The following is a 19961-nucleotide window of genomic DNA, read 5'->3' on the forward strand; positions in this document are numbered from 1 at the left end:
GACTTCGTCTTGCCCCGTTAGGTGGAGCGCGCAACAAGCTTGAACTCATCAATACGGTCGCGAATTTCCGCAGGTACCTTACCCATTTCACGGATGCGTCGAGCAAGAAAGCCAATGTGTTCGTCGAAGCGCACCGGGCAGGTATGAGAGAGATACTTCAGCGCAGCCTTTCCGTCGAGCATTCTGGTCAGACGTTCCCACCGTTCTCGGGGTGATACGCTCGTTCGATCAAAGCGATCGATCTTTACACGCTCCTGATCCAATGCTGGTCCTGGATTGGGTATCCTCAGCTTGGTTAGGTGCCCAACGAGGTCGGCCTTGAGCTGGCTTCCGCGCTTCAACGGGGTACAGCCAAATCCGGGCTTCGGGGAGGGCTGGTTCGCCGTCGTGGCAGCAACTGTTGCCGCCGATTTATCCTTGAGTTCGTCGGCAAAGGCGAGACAGGCGTTGACCATGGCGTCGCCGGTTTGGCTTGATTTCAGTTCATGGTCGTTCGCCACTTCCGCCATCGCATCCGGATCAAGCAGATAGTTTTCCAACTCCCAGCGCAACAGCACCCTGATGCTGTCTCCATGAGGCCGCGCCGCCAGAAACGCCTCGTCAGCTTCCTGCCACCAGAGCACCCAGTTGTGCATGCCGAGCAGCAGGTCTCGATCGACCAGGCCGAATGCCGCTACCCCATCGGCCCGCGCTCCCGCGACCAAAGCAATGACGGCCTCGCAGCCTCCGCCGCCGGTGTCAGGCTCGTGACGGTCGGCTGGCTCGAACAGTACATCGGCACCTTCATCAAAGAACCAGCGTTTGGCGATGATCTCGTAATCGTCTTCCGATTCAAGAAAGACCACCGCGCCGCCGCGCTGCTTCCACAATAGGCGCTCCGGCGCCTTGACCTTCTTGAATGCACTCATCTTCCTATCTCTTCTGAACGCAGGCCAGGCTCGATGATCCAGCCACCCTTGATGAGATCCGGCTCGGCAATGTCGACCGGAAAGGCTTCCAGAATTTCCACCGAATGGGTTGCGGCGATGACCGTCGTACCCCGGTGCCGACGAACCTGCGCCTTCATCAGATTGAGCGCCTTATGCTGCCAGCGGACATGCAGATGGACATCGAGTTCGTCCACAAGCACCCAAGTGTTGCGAGTGCTATGAGCGCCAATGCGCAAGAATAGCTGGGCTAGGTTTTTCTCCCCGCTGGAAAGCCGATCCAATCGATGGGTCTGTTCCGAGCTGTGGACGATAGCCTCGGGCGGTACCCGCCGGATCTTGGTGTCGAGAAACCTATCCGGGGACTTGTCGAAGACGGTCTCGTTGACTGTCTTCACCGCGGCTTCAAAGCTGCCATCGCTTAACCAGGCGAGCCAGACGAGCAGGTTATCCAGAGACGCGGTCCAGTGCGTGCCATGCGGGGCAAACTCATGTGCCGTGCGATAGGCCCAATGCTCCGGCTGGATGATTGCCCGTTCGGTGGCATCTTGGAGACGTGGGATGTCGCGATAGGCCGAGAAATACAGAGCGGTCGGCAGGCTGAGCGTGGCGTTGGCGAAGGCACCGGGCGTCAGGCCGCTGGAATCGTCGAGGGTGCGCCGGAGATCCTGCACCAGGTCGTCCTGACGATCGATCTCTACCAGTCGACCTGGAGCCCGCTGGCGGAAGCCGGTCCGATGCCATGCTTGCGCTCCGTATTGCTTCAGTAACTCGTCGTCCCATACCTTCAAAAAGGTCTCTTCTCCGAGATTTCCGGCGACCATGGACAGCACGATCCTGTGGTCTCGCCCCTGCCAAAAGAGCCGAGTCAGCACGTCGAGTTGGACTCGTCCCTTCCCGTCGTCCAGGTCCTCGTGACCAAAGTGCTGGGGACTCAGCGTTCCAAGCTGGCGCATCAGCAAGGCGAAGCACTCCAGCACCGTTGTCTTGCCCTGCCCGTTCTCGGACATCAGCAGAAAGACATTGCATGGGCGGTCTTGGTCGTCGGTGAAATCGATCTCGTAGGGCGAACCCTGAAATGGACCGACGCGGTCCAGCGTCAGCCAAAGGGGTTGGAACTCGTAGACGGTCATGTCGCTCATCGCTGTTCACCGCGGACGTGCCTTAGGCACTGTTTGATGTCATCGCCGGTGACAAGCACCCCATGGGCACGGCGCAGCGGCACCCCAGCGCGCGGCCGCAACAGCATGTCGCCGGCTCCAAGGAGCTTTTCCGCACCGACCTCATCGAGGATGATCTTGGATTCGGCCGCAGTGCGCACGGACAGCGCAATTCGTGCCGGGACGTTGCTGCGGAGCAGACCGGTGAAGGTCTCCGCGTCTGGGCGTTGTGTCGCGAGCAGCAGATGGATGCCGACCGCACGGGCCTTCTGTGCCAAGCGCACCAGTGGCGTTTCGGCCTCGCGCGACTGGAACAGCAAGTCCGCCAACTCCTCGACCACGACGACGATATAGGGTAGGTCCATTCGGCCTTGAGCCCGGCCTTGGGCCAGGTTCGAGACACCTTGCTCACGCAGCAGACCGGTGCGCCGCTCCATCTCGCCGACCAAATCATCAAGGGTGTCCAATGCTTCCCCCATATCCTCCAGCACATGCCCGTCGCGCAGGTGCGGCAGCCCGGTGTACTGGCCGAGTTCGACGCGCTTTGGATCGATCATGACCAAATGGAGGTCTTTGGGTTCCAGACGCCACAGCAGCGACAACAGCAGCGCATGCAAGCACACACTCTTGCCGCTGCCGGTGGTCCCGCCCAGCAGCAGATGCGGCGCCTCGGCCAAATCGAACGCCACCGGGGCACCCAGCACGTCCACCCCCGGCCAGACCGTGAGTAGCGGTAGATCCTCTGCCGTGCGCGCCCAGTCACGCAGGCGCGCACCGGGTACGCTTTGCCAGGTCTCGCGCGGTCTGGGCACATCCAGAGCCAGCACCCGAGCCTCGCGTTCGCGCTCTTCGTCCTCTTGCAGCAAGATGCCCTGCCGCGTCGACAGGCCCAGGTAAAGCCCGAGTTTCTCGAGTCCACGCTTGACCCGGTCGTAGTGATTGACGTCGTCCAGATAGACACGGTAGCGGCTGATGCGCGGCCCTTCGTCGACACCACGAATCTGGGCGATGACGCCGATCTCGCGCAGTCCGGCAAGTATCTCCTGTGCTCGATCCACCCGTGCTGGAGCCGGTGACGCTGCCACGAACAGGTCTTGATACAAATAACTGGCGAAATCGTGCCCCGGTCGCCAGCTGGTTCTAATCTCGCGGAGACCGCGGCGCACATGACGCTGTAGATAGCGCTTGTAGCGTGGTTCGGCCTCCTCGTCCTGGAACATATCCTCGCCGTGGTAGATACTCAGCAGCGCGCGGATGGCGAGGTCGTAGTCCTGTCGGCCACGCTCGTCCGCAGCGAGACCGCTGCCGGTCACACGCGTCAGCCAGTATTCGCCACCGCTGGGGCCGAGGGTGCTGCCATCCAAATCCTCCGGCGGCGGTGTCGGTATTTGCAGAGAGCGTGCCAGCGCGATACGGAGCACACGCAACTTCGGGGCATTTGGCGTGCCGAGCCCATGGGACAGCACATCATTGATGGTCTGCTCGTCGGCCGCGTCGGTATATATGTCTGGCATCGCTTATACCCCGGCAGCCAGTTCGGCGACGTCAACAGCCACAGGAACAGTGTGCTCCCCATCGGGGTTGGTCAGCCGAAAAGCAGCGTACACATGCTCCGCTACGAGTCCAAGCTTGCGGGCATCCAATTCCGAATCGGTCGGTAACACGATGACCTGGTCGGCGGCATTCGGATAGTACTGCGTGAGAATCGCCTTCTGATTCCCGGCATCAATACGGGCCAAGGGGGTATCGATGATCACGGGAACCTGCTTGCCGGATGCCTCGCTCAGCGCCCAGAGGAGGGCTGTGGCCATCAGCTGCTTCATGCCAGCGGAAAGGGCGCCCATTGCGATTGGGTGGCCATCGCGATCAAGGTAATGCAGGCCGAATTCGTCATCGACTTCGATCTTATCGATCAGATGGTGCGATGTCATCAAGAGCCTGAAGTGGCGGTTGATGGCGTTCTCCAGTGCTTCCCGCTGCTCCTTCTTGCGCTGATCCTTCAGCTTGCTGAACAGACTCCCGAGTCGCCGAGCCAGGTAAATCTTGTCTTTCGCAATTCCGCCTGCTTGGACAACGCTTTGTATCTCCGTGATCATTTTCTTGGTCTCATCGAGCTTGCGCTGCTTTTGGCCGAATTCGTTCTCCAGCGCGCCGATGCGCTGTTGCTTGTCGGTCAATGCCCGCTCCAACTGATCGCGTTCTTCGACGTAGCGCTCAAATTGCTTACGTTCCTCGTCCGATAGTGAGCCGACATTCAGCAGGTCCGTCTCCAGTTTCCGCAGCTCGGCCGTCTGCTGTTGCAGCCTCCGTAAGGCTTCGGCGCGCAACGTGCGCAGACCTTCCGCTTCCGCGTAGGGGGCGAGCTGATCGCGTGCACGCGCACCGGCTTGCGGGTCCGGTGCGAAGTTTGGGTCCATCACCGAACCAGCGTCGGTCATGTCCTTTTCCAGCAAGCGGACGAGTTTGTATTGGTAGAAGGCGCGCTGACCTTCGCGGATATCGGGATCGGGCCGGTCTGGGCCGTCAAATAGACGCTCGGGCAGCGTCCGCGTCAGCGTCTCCAGCACTCGGCTGCGGGCACCGGCGTCGCTGCGCAGCACCTGATCCAGGCGGTCGATCGCTCGGCGCACCAGGCTGGGATTAGCCAAGAGCACGACATCGCGGGGCAGCTCCGCAGAGAGCCGCTCGCGCCCATCGGCAAACTCGGCCTGAATCCGTCTGAGGGCTTGCTTCAGCTCGTTCTCGTCATGACGATGCACGTAGGCGCTGACACCCTCGATACGCCGACGGACGCGACGCAGCTCCTCCTGATCGTCCTCGACCTCTTGCTCCAGTATGGCCTGGGTGTCTTCCAGCGCTCTCAGCTCCTCCGAGAGGGCTCGTGCGCTGCCCTCCAGACGTTGCAGCTCGGCCTTGGCCTCGGGCTTCAACTCGTTGCGTTGCCAGCCATTGACGGATTGCTTCAGGGCCTCCCGCAGGGCGTCGATCGCACCGATACCGAGGATGCGCTCCATCTCGCGTTGTTGCGTGTCGCGGTTGGCCTCGGCCAGGGCCTGGATCTGCTCACCGTCGAAGAAGAAAAAGTCGACATAGTCCGGAGGCAATCGGCGGTCCAGAAACTCCTGGGCCGCCTCGTCGTCGAAGCGGGCCTCGCCGGCCTGCACCGCCAACTGCTCTTGCCAGGTGTCGCCTTCGATGGTCCAACTGCGCTCCGCCCTGACCATTTGCCCGTTCTCCGTCCAGCGCAGTTCCACAGCGCAGCGCGTCTCTCCGTCTATGCGGGCGCGTCGGTTCATGATTCCCCACCAGTCGTCACCTGCCCCAAGTACATACTGCTGAACGGTGGGCATACGCTTGCGCTGAACTGCTCGCCGCAGGGGTTCGTTGCATGCGCCGGTGAACAAGAGCTTCAGCGCGTTCAGCAGGCTGGTCTTGCCGAATCCGTTTTGGCCCATTATCAGGCAGATGTTACGCCCCGGTCCCGGTTGGCCGAGCTCGAAACGCTGCGGACCGCAGTAGGAGAACAGGTTGGTGAGCTGAATCCGCTCGATGATCATGCAGTCGGGTCCGCGCGCTCGGCCTGCCGGACGGCGTTGCCGATGACCTTTTCCACATCATCGAGCAACTGCCGGCGGCTGGCGGGAGTATCCAGGGTCGGGTAGCGCTCGCTGACCAGCCGATACAGCTCAGTAGCCCAGATGGATTGCACCCCGAACACGGGTGCCAATTGTTCGATCAGCGCTAGGTCGGTTGCATGGTCTTCCGGTGTCGTTGGCAAAGCGGCAACCTCCCGTCCAGCGGCGCGCGCGAGACCCAGCGCGCTCTCGTTGGCATCAAAGTCTTTTGTCCACTGCTGTTGGATGTAGGCCAGCTCCGCGTCGCTGATTAACGGCCGCCCGACGCGCCTTTCCAATTCCAGCAGGCGTTGCAGTATGGTCTTACGAGTCTCCGAGCGAAACGGGCCCGGTCCGACGCGGTTATCGCGGCGAAGGCCGTCGCGTTGTTCGTGGTCATCGCGGATCAACTTCAGCCAGTTGCGAAACTCGTTCAGCGGTTCCATCCAGGTCTCGCCCGAGTCGATGAAGCCGCGCATGGAACGGTCTTCCTTTACCACGGTGCAGGTCCAGCAGCCGAAACGGCTGCCGCCGCAAGAAGGCGTACCGAGGTCCAACACGACCGGGCATTCGCCGCCACTCGCCTGGCGATACAGGTTGAGCATGAAGTCGTGGCTGCCGCCCCAGGGAGGAGGATTATGCGAAAACAGATACTCCCAAACCGCATCAGTACTCCAGTCCGCAATGGGTGTCATCACCAGCGCGTTGGGTATCTCGTGATGTGGGTTTAGGCCGCGCGCATTGGATTGTCGCGCCTCCATGCGTTGCGCCCGCCCGCTGCTCTCGTCCAGTCTTGTGCCCAGTAGCAACACGACGCTGCCGTGATCGCTTACGACATCGTCGATCACTGCGCGCGATGGCTTGATTTTCATTTTTGTCGTGCACCAACGGAACCAGCGCGTCGGTGCCGGATAGCCCTTGCCGATCAGATTGCCCCAGAAACTCTGTTCGGGAAACGGCTGCACTCGGTGCACGGTAACAGATATTCCGTGGGCGCTAGCGTGGGCGTCAAGCAGCGTTAGCCGTTCGGCGAGGTAATCCTCGACGTTTGGTGCTTCAACGCGGGTATCGGCGGCGACGACGTGGATTGGCTTGTTGGCCCCACGACCGAGTTCAAGCAATAATTCGTAGACCAGTTGAAGCACCAGCGTCGAGTCTTTACCGCCCGAGTAAGCGACAACCCAAGGACGCTGATCCGCGAGATAATGGTCACGAAGATTCCTCATCGTAACTTGTGCGCAGCTTTCCGTTGAAACAGAGCTTTCCTTCATTAACGATGAGCAGCCCATTGGCGACCGATTGTTCTCCCAATTAGCAGCGACACGCTCGACGAAATCGTGTTCCATCAGGCTTGGACGACCCCGTACCCGTGGAACAATACCACACATCGGCGCAGAGGTTGAGCAAATAAGGCTACCACAATCCACGTCTTAGGATTATTGTCGATTATGGAGCCTAGTGGACCAGCAAGCGGGGGTCAAGGTTAGGGTGAGCCCGCATCCAAGTCCGCCAATGTTCCAAAGCCAGACCTCGTGGGAACTTTGCCGGCCCCATATCCGTCACCGGGTAGCACTGACACCGATGACATGGCATTCAGGCTATTCGCCACAGCGAGCCTTGTCTGGTACGACGGTTGGGGCAAGAATTAGTCGGCTTTGTTGAGGAAGCGCCCACGCAAGTGGCTGCCGAGGTCGAGCTGCGGACCGGCTACTGGCTCGAGTGGGGCGGCGAGTTCGAGAATCAGCAGCGCGCTGCGGCACGCCTAGCCTTGGTGGTGCCCATCGCCATCGGGCTGATTTTTCTGATCCTGTTTTCCACCTTCCGCTCGGTGACCCAGGCGGTGCTCATCCTGGCCATGGTGCCCTTCGCCATGATCGGTGGCATCGTCGGACTCTTCGTCACCGGCGAGTACATGTCGGTGCCGGCCTCAGTCGGATTTATCGCCCTGCTCGGCATCGCCGTGCTCAATGGCGTGGTGATGCTGACCTATTTCAATCAACTGCGCACCCTTGGTCGCCCCATTGCTGAAGTGGTGGTCGAAGGCGCCAAACGCCGTCTGCGCCCGGTGCTGATGACCGCCACCACCGCCACCTTCGGCCTGGTACCGCTGCTGTTCGCCAGCGGCCCGGGCTCGGAGATCCAGCGCCCGCTAGCCATAGTGGTGATCGGCGGGCTGGTGTCCGCCACCACGCTGACGCTGATCGTACTGCCGATGCTGTATCGGCGCTTTGGGGCGCGCTGAGCGTTGCAAAACCAGAAACCGACCTACCCCTAATCCACAGGCACAACCCGCGATGTCCGATTGCCTCCTATCCCTGATCGTCGCCCCCGAAGCCGAAGACGCCGTCGCCGAATGGCTGCTCGATGACGAGACCATCCCCGGCTTCTCCAGCAGCCCCATCGCCGGGCATGGCTCTTCGGAATCCTCCATGACCCTTGCCGAACAGGTCGCCGGGCGCCGCCAGCGGGTGATGTTCTTCACCCATCTGGAGCAATCCGTCGCCGAGCGGGTGCTCGAGCGCCTGCGCGAGGAACTCCCGGGCGCCGACATCCATTACTGGATGGTGCCAGTGCTGGTGGCGGGTCATCTGGGGTGATCAATCGGTCGCCAGCGCGCGATGACCAGCGCCGCTGCTCAGCCAGTCTTTCATCGCCGATAAGGCTAGCAGGTTGAATTTGATCTTCTCGGCTCCATCAAGCCTCAGATAGGTTTGCATCACCCATCATAGGAGGTCGGAATGAATTGGAAAGAACAACTTGATAAGGCCGTCGCCACTGTCAGGGACGCGGCCGAAAGCGACCGGGCGCGCCAGATTGCCGATCAGGCTAAAGCGACGGCGAGTTCCCTGCTCGACCGGGCCAAGGCCGGCGCCATCGGCGCGGCCCAGACCTTTGTCGAGGCAAACCGTGATCCGTCCGCGCTTGAGGTGAAATTCCTGCACGCCCAGCTCACGGTGGTCTCGCCCGCCGATGGTTTGACCATCACTCGCCCCCAGGAAGGCTCCCTGGTCATCGACGACGGGCAGGGTAACGGGCTAGTTGTTAATGCCGCCGCTGATCCTGCCTTTATCGTCGATCGCATCGGCCAAGTGACCCAGATCAGCGGAAACACCTACGATCTTGGCGCCGAGGACAGTGTCAACCTTGTCGTCACCAAGTTCTGACAAGAGCGCGCGGCCTCTCGGGTCGGGGCCGCTCATGTTCCATGCAGGCATTAGGGAACCCGGCCGCGGCCAGAAGTGGCAGCTCGGTTCGCATGGTTGAAGACGCAATCGCCGTCAATCCAGCCCCCGGATGCGGGCAGGTTATCGGGTCGCGCGGCGGCGGCGTTCAAGCATTACCAGTCCAATGCCGCCGAGCACGGCGGCAGAGGCAATCAGCAGGCGCAATGTCATCGGCTCGCGGAGCAGGACGACCCCACCGATGGCGACAATGACCGGCACGCTGAGCTGAACCGTCGCGGCACTGAAGGCGGGCAAGTGCGGCATGATGCTGTACCAGAGCGCATAACCAAGCGCGGAGGTGACAGCGCCAGACGTGACCGCGTACCCAACACCAATGGGATCGAGCGATCTTTCAGTGAACAGTAACAGACTCAGTAACAAGGTAATCGGCACAGTGCGCGCGAAGTTACCGGCAGTGACCCGGGTCGGATCACCAGCACCCTTGCCGCGCACAGAGTAGACTCCCCAACCGATGCCGGCGCCGATCATCATCATTGCGCCGAGCAGCGGAGGCGCCGAAAGCCCCGGCAGCAGCAAAATTGCCAGGCCGCTGAACGCGAGCAGCACACCCACCAGCTGAACCGCGTCGAGCCGTTCGCCCTGGCGCACGCCGATGGCGATCATGGTGACCTGCACCGCCCCGAATAACAGCAGTGCCCCCGTGGCGGCCGTCAGGCTCAGGTAGGCGAAGGAAAAGAGCGCGGCATAGCCAAAGAGCGCAAACGCAGAAGGCCAATTACCAGAGCCAGCGCTCCGCAGCCGCCCGCTAAACCACAAAAGCACCCAGAGCATCAGCGCCCCGGAGAGCAGGCGCAGGCTGGTGAAGCTGGCGGGGTCGATCGCGGTATCCCTCAACGCGGCGCGACATAACCAGGAATTTGCCGCGAGCGGAATCATGGCGAAGGCTGTGAGCGCAATCAGGCGAGCTCTCGACATTCACCGCCTCCGGTTTTCATTATCACGCTCAATCACATCGTCCAACTCGCCAAGCCGGCGCAGGCAGGCTTCAGATCCTCCAGAGGATCCGGCCATTGGTCAATCTTAGCTGATAGGCGGCCTGCAAGCGGGGAAAAACGCCGTGCGTGGTGAAAGCCGGCGATTAGGGCCGAGTGCGATGCGCTCAGGGCACCCGTGATTCGAGGCACCCTGAGCAAACGCTGTCGTTTCCTCCCCCTAGTCGTCTTGCTCCCCACGACTGAGCACCAAGTTGCGCTCCGGGCGGGAGAAATTGTGGCAGGCGGCGCAGTCCTTGCCTTCTTTGCGCACATGCCGCTCATGCACCCCGTTAAAGTCGCGGTCCTCGCGCTCGTTCTCGTGGCACTGGGTGCAGATGGCGTCCAGATTCCCGTTCAGGTCGGTAACGCGCGTCCCAATGACCGCGCTTGGCAGGGTTCTGAGTCCATAGCCCATACTGGCCAGGTCGAGTTGCTCGGGGCCGCCGCTCAGTGCGCCGTGACAGGAGCCGCAGCCGCGCGCATCGCCACCTAGGGCATTATCCTCAGGCTCAACGCCGTGGTTGATGGTCTGGTAGGTAAACACCGGCACGATTGAGGTGTTCGGCGGCATTTCCAGATCGCCCGGTATTCCGGTGCAGACGCTGCTGACCAGGGCATTGGGCTCATCCAGACCAAGCCCCACCGCGACGGCGCGACAGAAGCTGCCAGTGCGGAAGAACTCGAAGGTTGAGTGACCGACCAGCTTGTTGTCGATTTCATTGCGGGCCAGCTTGCTCCAGTGCGGTTTCATCGGATAGAGCTTGGCAGCTGAGCTAGACACATCGCCGTTGGGCTGGCCCAGGACGTAGGCCGGGTCGCCGGCGTTGAAGTTGCCGGCGAAACTCGCCGCGACTGTTGCATCCAGCGGAACCGTCGGCACGCCGTCCAGGGACTCTTCCAGGTAGAGCACCTCGCTGGTGCCATCGAACCAGGCGTAGGTCGGGATCAGCGACTCAGCGCCAAGTCCGCCCTTGTCCTCACGCGGCAGCCAGCCGCCACGCCCATTGCAAGCCGCCGCTGATGGATGCGGGTCCTGCCAATCGCGTGCCACCTCGGTGCCGACATTGGCTTTGGCATAGGATGGGATGTGGCAGGTCTGACAGGCGACCTTCATGGCATGCTTGTCACGGCTGCCGCCATCGGTGTTGCTGAAGTCGCCATGCGGGCGATTGTCGTGACAGCCACCCGTCTCACAGGTGAAGCGTTCTGCCACGTCATTGGGCCTGAGATCGAGACCGCGGCCGCGCATCCGGTGCCCCTCGCCTGCATCGCCAACGGCGTTGTGGCAATCCGAACAGGTCATATCCTCACCCTGTGGGCTCATGTGCATGTCGAGCGTGATGCTGGGGCTCGCGTTCTCTTTGGCCATGTCGCCGCGCTTGGTTCCGTCACCGCCTCCAGCGCCGGCGTGGCAACTGAGGCATGACTTCCGCGTGGTGGCATGGACGTTTTGGGCCGCTTGCAGCGTGGTGATAGCCATGGGTGTCATGGGCACCTCAGCCGGAAGGGTATCGCTACCGGCAGTCAGGAATTGGAAGTCCCCACTGACGGGGTCAACCCGGGGAATGCCGGAGAAGCCAGTGCGTAACAGCGCGGCACCGTCGAATCGCTCCAGGTTTCCATCCGCATCCTCGGTCATGTTCAGCAGCGAGAAATTCTCGAAGCCCAAGCCACTCGCGGTCCAGTCCGGGAAGCGTTTGTAGACTTCCTGGTGGCAGGTGAGGCAGTCAATGTTGGCCAGTTGAGCATGGGCCTCGGCGGAGGCGGGATCGAGCTGCTCGAACTGGGACTGCGCCATGGGGAAGCGGCCGTTGCCGACGTGACAGCCGGCGCAGGTAAAGCGCGGTGAGTTCTCATGGGTGCCGCAGTAGGTGTTGATGCCCGTGGCGACCAGATCGCCGGCGGCCTTCGCTGGGCGCTCGCCGGCGGCGGCAAAGTAGCCTGGAATGTTGGTGGTGTAATCAAAGCGACCGCCTTGCTGATAGTGCACCGAGCCGTGCATATCGCGCGCCGCACCCTCGTGGCAAGCGACGCAGACCTCGGGGCCTGAGTAGGCGGTGATGTTGCAGTGCTCGGAGATGGATGACGTGCAGCCCACAGGGGTGTTGGTGACGCTTGCCGTGGTGATCGATGGGCCTGAAACGGCGCCCTGGTTGTCGGTGACAGTCAGGGTAACCTGGTAGGTTCCGGGCGCTCCGTAGGTATAGCTCGGATTGGCCTCCGAACTGGTTCCGCCATCGCCGAACGTCCAGGCGTAGCCGGTGATGTTACCGTCGGGAGCCGTCGAACCGGCACTGCTGAAGCTGATCGCTGCGCCCGGTGTGGCGCTGTAGGGACCGTTGGCATTTGGGTTGGCGTTACCGTCGCCGCCTGGGGGTGGATTGCCGCCGCCACCATCTCCGGAGCCTTTGGGCGCGCAATCAGAAGGCGCGCGATCGACATCACGCTCGGCCGTCTGGCCGTCGGACTGGATGGCACGCACGCGGCATGGCACTGGGCTGGGGCGTTCCTCCTTAATCGACCAGGAGCCATCGCGGCTCTCGGCCTCGTCGCTGCCGAGCCGCTGTTCGGGATCATAGGCATTGACCAAGGTGACGCGTGATCGGGAGGCAGCGGTTCCCGAGGCGCGAAGGCGTCGCTCCTCGCTGTCCCAAGATGCGCGTTCGATGGTGATCTGGCCGCTGGAGTCGCCATGATCGCTGTGGTCGTCATCGTCATCATCGGCAAGAGCCAGCGCTGGCAACAGGAATGCGACGGTTGCAAGCACGATAAGCGCCAACCAAGCTCTTGCGCTGAGTCGCTGCTGGTGCCGTGGCGGGGCTTCGGGAACCTGGTAGTTTTCGACTGTCTTCATCACGCTCTCCTCTGGAATGTCAGAACCTATCTCCACGCTGACAGGCTAACCCGCGCTGCCTTAAGAAAACCTTAAGACCAGGGGCGTTTTGCCGAGCAACGGAGAGCGGAGTCGATAAAGGTGACGGGGTTCGCAGTTCTATTGAGCGATTTGCAATTGGCGATTGGCGAGCGGCGGCGGGCTTATACCAAGCGGCGGAAGCGGACTTCGACGAGCAGCCCCGCGCCAGTGTCGGAGCCAGTCTCGGTGCCAGTTTCTGCGCCAGCGTCGGCATCAAGCAGCTCGATGTCGGTGTCGTAGAGATCACAGATCCGACGCACAATCGAGAGACCCAGCCCGGCGCCAGGCTCGCTCTGACCCACCGGTCGATAGAAGCGATCGAAAACGCGCGCGCGGTTCGCGGCTGGAATGCCAGGCCCGGAGTCCAGGACATGAAGCAGCAGATGATCGCGTCTCGCCAGGACCATAACCTGCACCTGCCCGCCCGCAGGGCTGTACTTGATGGCGTTGTCCAGCAGATTGCCGAGCAGGATCGCGAGCGGTGACGGCGGAATATCGGCAAGCGCGTCTTCGCCGGGAGGCGTCTTCAACGTTAGAGTGATCTTTTTGGCTTGCGCGACGGGTGACTTGTCCTCCACGACCTGAGCGGCCACCGCGATGAGCGAGCAGTTGAGCGCCTCGCCATCGCTCACCCGCTGGTGCAGACGCGAGAGAATCAGCAACTGCGAGATCAAGTGGCTCGCCCGGTCAATGCCGCGGATGAGCTGCGCTAAGGCCTGGTCGCGCTCTTGCCGATCCTGGCTACGCTGGGCGATCTGCGCATGGGTGCGAATCGCGGCGAAGGGGGTGCGCAGCTCGTGCGAGGCATCGGCGGCGAAATGCCGCTCGGCGCTCAGCGCCCGATCCAGCCGCTTCATGAGTCCATTCAGCGCGGCGGTCAGCGGGCGAATCTCGGCCGGGATGCTGCGCATTTCAATCGGGTCGAGCTGTTCGGCCGAGCGATGGGTGATCTGGCTGCGCAGACGCCGCAGCGGACGCAGCCCCTCGGTCACCGCCAGCCAGATCAGCAGCACGGAAAGCGGCAGCGACCACAGTATCGGGCTCAGCGCATGGAGCGTCAGGTACTCGATCAGCTCCTGGCGAATGGCGTAGCTCTGGCCGACATAAAGGATTTCGCCCGCCTGATCCGTCGGCAGCCCGAACACGCGCCACTGCGTATCGGCGATGTCGTGGTTGGAAAACCCCGGCGTATGGCCAAGCGGCACTTCGGGCGCCGCACCAAAGCTGCTGATGAGCGTCTCTTCACGCCAGAGCTGAAAACTGATCATCGACTCATAGGCGTGACCAATCGGCGAGAGTGCCTGGGAGGCAGTGACGACATCGGGCAGGTTGCCGGCCCGCGTGATCTGTCGTAACACATGCGCAGTCTGGGCCAGTTGGGCGTCCATCAGCTCGCCGACTTCGTGGTTGGAACGATTGACGGAGATGACCGCGACAGCGATCCAAGTCGTCGCCCAGACCACGAGCAGCGAGAGCAAAAGCCGGTGTCGAATGGAATTCATGGCGATGGGTTCGAGACCAGCCGGTAGCCGACGCCGCGCACGGTCAGGATGCGCTCTTTACCGAGCTTGGCGCGCAAGTGATGGATGTGTACTTCCAGGGCGTTGCTCTCAAGCTGATCCTCCCAGCTATAGCCGGTGGCCAGCAGGCGCGTTCGGGGAACCACTTGATCGGCCTGCGCGATCAGGGTCTCAACCAAGGCGTATTCCTTTGGCGACAGCGGCAAGACCTCGCCGTCCAGGCTGAGACTCCGGTTTTGGGTATCCAGCGCCAGGGTGCCCGCGCGCAGGATCGGAGTGGCATGGCCGCTGCCCCGGCGGGTCAGGGCGCGGATGCGGGCGGTCAGTTCATCCAGATCGAAAGGCTTGGTCAGGTAGTCATCCGCCCCCGCATCCAGCCCGGCGACTTTGTCAGCCACGGTGTCCCGCGCCGTCAGGATGAGAATCGGAAGCGTCAGGCCAGCGGCGCGCAAATCGCGCAGCAGCGTGAGACCGTCGCGACCGGGAAGCCCCAGGTCGAGCACGGCGACATCGAAAGGCTCAACCCGCAGGGCATGCTCCGCAAGCGCGGCGGTCTGGACCCAATCGGCAGCGTAGCCGTCTTGGGCAAGCCCGGTCTTGAGTCCCGGACCGAGCAAGGTATCGTCTTCGACAATGAGAATGCGCATGGTCATTGACAAGCATAGCTGATTCGATGACCGCCCGCCGATTTGGGTTACCGCAGCAACTGGTGACTGATGCCGGCGGACAAGCTCACACCGGACAGGCAAGGCTGGGGGCGCACAAATAACTTAACCGCTTTAAGGTTTTCTTAAGGTCCGCTGGATTACCGTCAGTCATGTGGAGTCATGTTCCAGGATGGCTGGGACCATGCGCAATGGGAGGGCATGCCAGATGAGTCACGACGAAACCTTTACCGAATTCCTCACCCGCCGGGGTGTCTCGCGCCGGTCGTTTCTGGCCTTCTGCACAGCGACCGCCGCAGCGCTCGCCTTGCCGGCCGCGGCGGCCAGAGAATTGGCCGCCAATCTTGCGGTCGCCAGACGACCAAGCGTCATTTGGCTGTCGTTTCAGGAATGCACCGGATGCACCGAATCCCTGACGCGCTCCGGCGAGCCGACCGTGGAGGCGCTGATCCTGGATCACCTGTCGCTGGATTACCACCACACCCTGCAGGCGGCCTCCGGTGAGGCGGCCGAGCAGGCCCGGCGCGATGCCATGGCGGCCAACTGGGGCAGCTATGTCCTAGTGGTCGATGGGTCGATCCCCACCGCAGACGGCGGGGTCTGGTCCACCATCGCCGGCGTCACCAACCTGGAGATGCTGCGCGAGACTATCGAAGGGGCCGCCTTGGTGATCGCCGTCGGCACCTGCGCCGCCTTTGGTGGCATCCCGGCCGCAGCGGCGGTGACCGCGCCCAATATCAATCAGAGCGGCGCACGCAGCGTCGGCGAACTAATGGATGCCGGCGAGATCGTGACGCGCACCCTCATCAACGTGCCAGGCTGCCCGCCGGTACCGGATGTGATCTCCGGCACCATCGCTTACTTCCTCGCCTACGGGACAGCCCCCGAGCTGGATGATCAGCGCCGCCCGATCCCCTATTACGGCACGACGGTGCATGAGCAATGTCCGCGGATCTGGCATTACCGAAACGGCGAGTTTGCCTTCGCCTTCGACGATGAGCGGGCGCAACAGGGGTATTGCCTCTATCTGCTCGGCTGCAAGGGACCGGAAACCCGTAATGCCTGCCCAAGAGTGCGCTGGAACCTCAACACCAGCTTTCCGATGCACTCGGGACACGGCTGTTTGGGTTGCTCCGAGGCCGCCTTTTGGGATCGTGCCCTGGCGGTGGACGGCAGCGGTTTCACCGGCAGCTGCTTCTACCCGGATGTTCGCCCCTGAGCCAACCGGAGCCGAATGCCAACCGCGCCCGTCTAGCATCTAAAGCGCCCACAGGGCGTCATCGAATGGAGAGAACCCATGAGCACCATCGTCGTCGACCCGGTCACCCGCATTGAAGGGCACCTGCGTATCGAAGCGGAGACCGAGAACGGCATCATCTCCCGCGCCGCCAGCACCGGCACCATGCTGCGCGGCATCGAAAATGTCCTGATCGGTCGCGACCCGCGTGATGCCTGGGCCGTCGCTCAGCGCATCTGCGGGGTCTGCACCCTGGTTCATGGCATCGCCTCAGTACGGGCGGTGGAAAACGCCCTGGCTTATCCGATACCGCCCAACGCAGAGCTGATCCGCAATCTGATGATCAGCGCCCAGTTCGTCCATGATCATGTCATGCACTTCTATCACCTGCACGCCATGGACTGGGTCGACGTGGTCTCCGCCCTGTCGGCCGACCCGCAGGCCGCCGCCGATCTCCAGCAGTGCCTGAGCCCCTGGCCCAATTCGTCGGCGTCCTATTTTTCGGATGTGAAACAACGCCTGAGCGGATTTATCGGCAGCGGCCAGCTCGGTATTTTCGCCAATGGCTATTGGGGCCATCCTGAGTACAAGCTCCCGCCCGAGCTGAACCTGATCGCTTTCGCGCACTATCTCGAAGCGCTCGACTGGCAGCGCAAGGTCGCGCGCCTGCATGCGCTCTTTGGCGGCAAGAATCCGCATCCGAACTTCATCGTCGGCGGCGCCCCCTGCGCTCTGGGTGGCACAGCGGGTGCCACCGCCGTGGATGACCAAGGCCTGGCCCTGGTTGGCGAGATCATCACGGACATGCGCCGCTTCGTCGACGAAGTCTATATCCCGGACACCCTCGCCATCGCCCGCTATTACAAGGACTGGGCGCAGCGCGGCGAGGGCGTTGGTAACTTCATGACCTACGGCGAGTTCCCGGACCCCTTGTCCGGAGCCGACGAGATGGGCCGGCTGTTCATCCCGCGTGGGGTCATCCTCAACCGGGATCTCTCCACCATCCATCCGGTCGATCTGAGCGACGAAACCCAAATCCAGGAGTACGTCAGTCACTCCTGGTACAACTACAGCGGCGGCCAGGATCAGCCGCTGCATCCCTATGCGGGTGAGACGCGGCCCAATTACACCGGCCCCCAACCGCCCTACGATAACCTCGCAATGGATCAGGCCTATTCCTGGCTCAAGTCGCCGCGCTGGAAGGGCAAGCCGATGGAAGTCGGCCCCCTGGCGCGGGTGCTCATGCTCTATGCCTCCGGACACGAGACCACCCAAACGCTGGTCAATGAGACGCTCACGGAACTCAAACTTCCCCTGAGCGCGCTCTACTCAACGCTCGGGCGCGTCGCTGCGCGCACCCTGGAGACCAAGCTGATTGGCGATCAGATGGCGGTCTGGTACGACCAACTGCTCGGCAACCTCCAGAGCGGCGACAGCCGCACCCATAACGACGAGCTGTTCTATCCGGACACTTGGCCCAGCAGTGCTCAGGGCGCCGGTTACACCGAAGCCCCGCGCGGCGCGCTGGCCCACTGGATCGTGATCCAGGATCGGCGCATCGCCAACTACCAGGCCGTGGTTCCCAGCACCTGGAACGCCGGGCCGCGGGATGCCCAGGGTCAGGAGGGGCCGTATGAGGCCGCCCTCAAAGGCCATCGTATCCACGACCCCCAGCAGCCGCTGGAGATCCTGCGCACCATCCACAGCTTCGACCCCTGTCTGGCCTGTGCGGTGCATCTGATGGATCTCGATGGTGGGTCGCAAATCCGGGTGACGGTCAGCTAACACTTTGTTGCGAGAATCGCTATGCCTCATTCAAAGATGCTTCAGTCGATCAACAAACCTTTGTGGGCGGGTCTGATCGTTTTGCTCACGGTGTGCCTTGGCCACAATGCCGTTTTCGCCAGCGGGAGCTTTGGGACAACGGTCGATACGGCCTGCTTCAGTTATGACGGATCGCAGCCTTATCGGGATCAAGGGTGTCGTCTCTGTCACAACAGCAGCTCGCCCTCGAACTCCGATGTCAGCGCAACGGCGGGAAGCTGGTGGAGTAGCCGGCAATACACCAATTTCTGCACCGGTCCCGTCGTCGTCGCCAATCGCGCCCCCAACGGCACCATCACTGCCCCAGCATCCGACCAACAAATTTCGGTTGGCGGCACTATGACCTTCCAGGGCACCGGCTCGGACCCGGATGGGGATGCCATCAGCTATGCCTGGAACTTCGGCGTCTCCAGCGCGACCGGTCCCGGTCCGCATGTGGTGTCCTACCCGAACCCGGGAAGCTATACCGCCACCCTGACGGTTTCCGACGGCACGCTCGCCGACCCGACCCCGGCGACCCGAACCATTACGGTTCAGGCGCCATGCACCGGCACGGATGCCGATGGCGATGGCTACTATGTCGGTGATGCAAACTGTGGTCTGACCGACTGCGACGACACCAATGCCGCCATCCATCCCGGTGCCACAGAGGTTTGCGGCGATGGGATCGATAACAATTGCAGTGGCAATGATGCCTCCTGTTCAGCCGCCTGTAGCGATGCCGATGGCGACGGTTACAGTCCGGACGGCGGGATCTGCGGACCCTGGGATTGCGACGATTACAGTGCGGCGGTCAATCCCGGCGTTGTCGAGATTTGCACAGATCGGATCGACAACGACTGTGACTGGGAGCTGGACGAGAGCGACAAGGAATGCAATGGCCAGGACTGTCTCGCGAACTTCCCGGCCACCGCCCCTGATACCACTCTCCGCCTGCCAGACACCAACGACCGTGTTCTGATCGATGGAACCTACTCGCGCATCCTCGATTTCGGCGGGCAGGATACCTACAGCCTCACTGCGGCCTTCACCGGCAATGTGCGGCTTGTCGACAACCAGGCCAGCATCGTTAATCTGCCGGAGGGATTGGTGATTACCGGTGCGCGCCTCTTGGCCGACGGGCTAGAGCTTAGCCTGCCCGGCGGTACCCTCAGGCTGCTTGGGTTGCCGCAGGCCCACAGCTATGTTTTCGGCGGCGATCCGGACAATCCCGCTGCGGGCACCCCGCTCAATCACACCGCACTGGCGCAAGCCCTCGGCACCGCCGTCCCCGCCCCCGGTAGCGCCGAGCCGCATCAAGCCACCATTCTCGGTGCGGTGCAGGCCAACGGCACCATCGCCGGCGATCCTGGACTCTCCCAGAATCAGGCGCCGACCTGCATCATCGACATCCCGACCGGGGATATGACCATCGCCGAACGAGCCACCTTGAACGTCGCCGGTACAGGAACCGACCCCGACGGGAACCTGCCTTTGACCTACGCCTGGGATTTCGGCGGGGCCGCCTCAGGCTCCAGCGCCGAAGATCCCGGCGTGGTGACCTTCAGCCAAGAGGGCCGTTATCAGATCACCTTCGTGGTCACCGACATCGCCGGTCTGTCCTGCCTCGAACCCGCCACGCGACGGATTACGGTCGTGAGCGGCGACGATGACGACGATGATGATGGAGAAAACGATCACGGGGACGACGATGAGCACTAGGGGGCGCTGTCTGAGGAATTAGCCACCCAGCTGAATTGAGACTGAAAACCACGGTCGCACAGAGAGGGCATTGGCGATTAAAATCGCCCGATCAGATTCTTGTCCTGGGGCTCGCGGGCCCCTGGGCGAGCGATCTTGCGCAGCGGCCTGTCCGCACCCGGTTTTCTTTGCATTCTCAATT

Annotated in this window: 14 protein-coding genes and 1 pseudogene; 6 read left to right on the forward strand and 9 right to left on the reverse strand. The window is 62.3% G+C overall.

Annotated elements, in window-relative coordinates:
* Positions 1-17 precede the first annotated feature (17 nt).
* The 5 genes from Thiosp_RS13520 to dndC are packed head-to-tail and all read right to left on the reverse strand — an operon-like array spanning position 18 to position 6926.
* On the reverse strand, positions 18-908 hold the full coding sequence (locus Thiosp_RS13520; RefSeq protein ID WP_201068039.1) for a hypothetical protein: 891 nt from the start codon (positions 906-908) through the stop codon (positions 18-20).
* Entirely contained in the window at positions 905-2068 is a 1164-nt protein-coding gene (locus Thiosp_RS13525; RefSeq protein WP_201068040.1) for an AAA family ATPase, read from the reverse strand. The genes Thiosp_RS13520 and Thiosp_RS13525 overlap by 4 nt, the downstream gene beginning before the upstream one ends.
* Positions 2065-3600, reverse strand: coding sequence for an FtsK/SpoIIIE domain-containing protein (locus Thiosp_RS13530; RefSeq protein WP_201068041.1), 1536 nt, complete (start codon positions 3598-3600; stop codon positions 2065-2067). Before Thiosp_RS13530 ends, Thiosp_RS13525 begins: the two co-directional genes overlap by 4 nt.
* A gap of 3 nt (positions 3601-3603) precedes the next feature.
* Positions 3604-5643 carry a DNA sulfur modification protein DndD gene (dndD, locus tag Thiosp_RS13535; protein WP_201068042.1) on the reverse strand — a complete coding sequence of 680 codons (2040 nt, stop codon included), beginning with the start codon at positions 5641-5643 and terminating at the stop codon, positions 3604-3606.
* On the reverse strand, positions 5640-6926 hold the full coding sequence (gene dndC, locus Thiosp_RS13540; protein ID WP_242518741.1) for a DNA phosphorothioation system sulfurtransferase DndC: 1287 nt from the start codon (positions 6924-6926) through the stop codon (positions 5640-5642). Before dndC ends, dndD begins: the two co-directional genes overlap by 4 nt.
* A 410-nt stretch (positions 6927-7336) precedes the next feature.
* On the opposite strand from dndC, the pseudogene Thiosp_RS13545 reads away from it, so the two are divergent.
* From Thiosp_RS13545 to Thiosp_RS13555, 3 genes and pseudogenes are all read left to right on the forward strand, one after another.
* Positions 7337-7942: pseudogene (locus Thiosp_RS13545) on the forward strand (efflux RND transporter permease subunit); the annotation flags it as partial.
* 52 nt (positions 7943-7994) lie between these two features.
* A complete protein-coding gene (locus tag Thiosp_RS13550; RefSeq protein WP_201068038.1) occupies positions 7995-8297 on the forward strand; it encodes a DUF3240 family protein in 303 nt (100 codons plus the stop codon).
* A gap of 141 nt (positions 8298-8438) precedes the next feature.
* Entirely contained in the window at positions 8439-8864 is a 426-nt protein-coding gene (locus tag Thiosp_RS13555) for a hypothetical protein (protein WP_201068044.1), read from the forward strand.
* 141 nt (positions 8865-9005) lie between these two features.
* On the opposite strand, the gene Thiosp_RS13560 is transcribed toward Thiosp_RS13555, so the two are convergent.
* The 4 genes from Thiosp_RS13560 to Thiosp_RS13575 all read right to left on the reverse strand — a co-directional run bounded on the left by Thiosp_RS13560 (position 9006) and on the right by Thiosp_RS13575 (position 15006).
* On the reverse strand, positions 9006-9860 hold the full coding sequence (locus Thiosp_RS13560) for a DMT family transporter (RefSeq protein ID WP_201068045.1): 855 nt from the start codon (positions 9858-9860) through the stop codon (positions 9006-9008).
* 237 nt (positions 9861-10097) lie between these two features.
* On the reverse strand, positions 10098-12773 hold the full coding sequence (locus Thiosp_RS13565; protein ID WP_201068046.1) for a PKD domain-containing protein: 2676 nt from the start codon (positions 12771-12773) through the stop codon (positions 10098-10100).
* Between the two features lie 182 nt (positions 12774-12955).
* Positions 12956-14335, reverse strand: a complete 1380-nt coding sequence (locus Thiosp_RS13570; protein WP_201068047.1) for an ATP-binding protein — start codon at positions 14333-14335, stop codon at positions 12956-12958.
* Positions 14332-15006 (reverse strand): response regulator, encoded by a 675-nt coding sequence (locus tag Thiosp_RS13575; RefSeq protein ID WP_274607946.1) that lies wholly within the window; start codon positions 15004-15006, stop codon positions 14332-14334. Before Thiosp_RS13575 ends, Thiosp_RS13570 begins: the two co-directional genes overlap by 4 nt.
* Positions 15007-15226: 220 nt before the next feature.
* Here Thiosp_RS13575 and Thiosp_RS13580 point away from each other — a divergent pair, with 220 nt between their 5' ends.
* The 3 genes from Thiosp_RS13580 to Thiosp_RS13590 all read left to right on the forward strand — a co-directional run bounded on the left by Thiosp_RS13580 (position 15227) and on the right by Thiosp_RS13590 (position 19780).
* Positions 15227-16237 (forward strand): hydrogenase small subunit, encoded by a 1011-nt coding sequence (locus Thiosp_RS13580; protein WP_201068048.1) that lies wholly within the window; start codon positions 15227-15229, stop codon positions 16235-16237.
* Positions 16238-16315: 78 nt separating this feature from the next.
* On the forward strand, positions 16316-18040 hold the full coding sequence (locus tag Thiosp_RS13585) for a nickel-dependent hydrogenase large subunit (RefSeq protein WP_201068049.1): 1725 nt from the start codon (positions 16316-16318) through the stop codon (positions 18038-18040).
* A 21-nt stretch (positions 18041-18061) separates the two neighbouring features.
* Positions 18062-19780, forward strand: coding sequence for a PKD domain-containing protein (locus Thiosp_RS13590; protein WP_201068050.1), 1719 nt, complete (start codon positions 18062-18064; stop codon positions 19778-19780).
* Positions 19781-19961 lie beyond the last annotated feature (181 nt).

Origin of the sequence: Thiorhodovibrio litoralis, assembly GCF_033954455.1 — a bacterium.
GTDB classification, from domain to species: Bacteria; Pseudomonadota; Gammaproteobacteria; order Chromatiales; family Chromatiaceae; genus Thiorhodovibrio; species Thiorhodovibrio litoralis.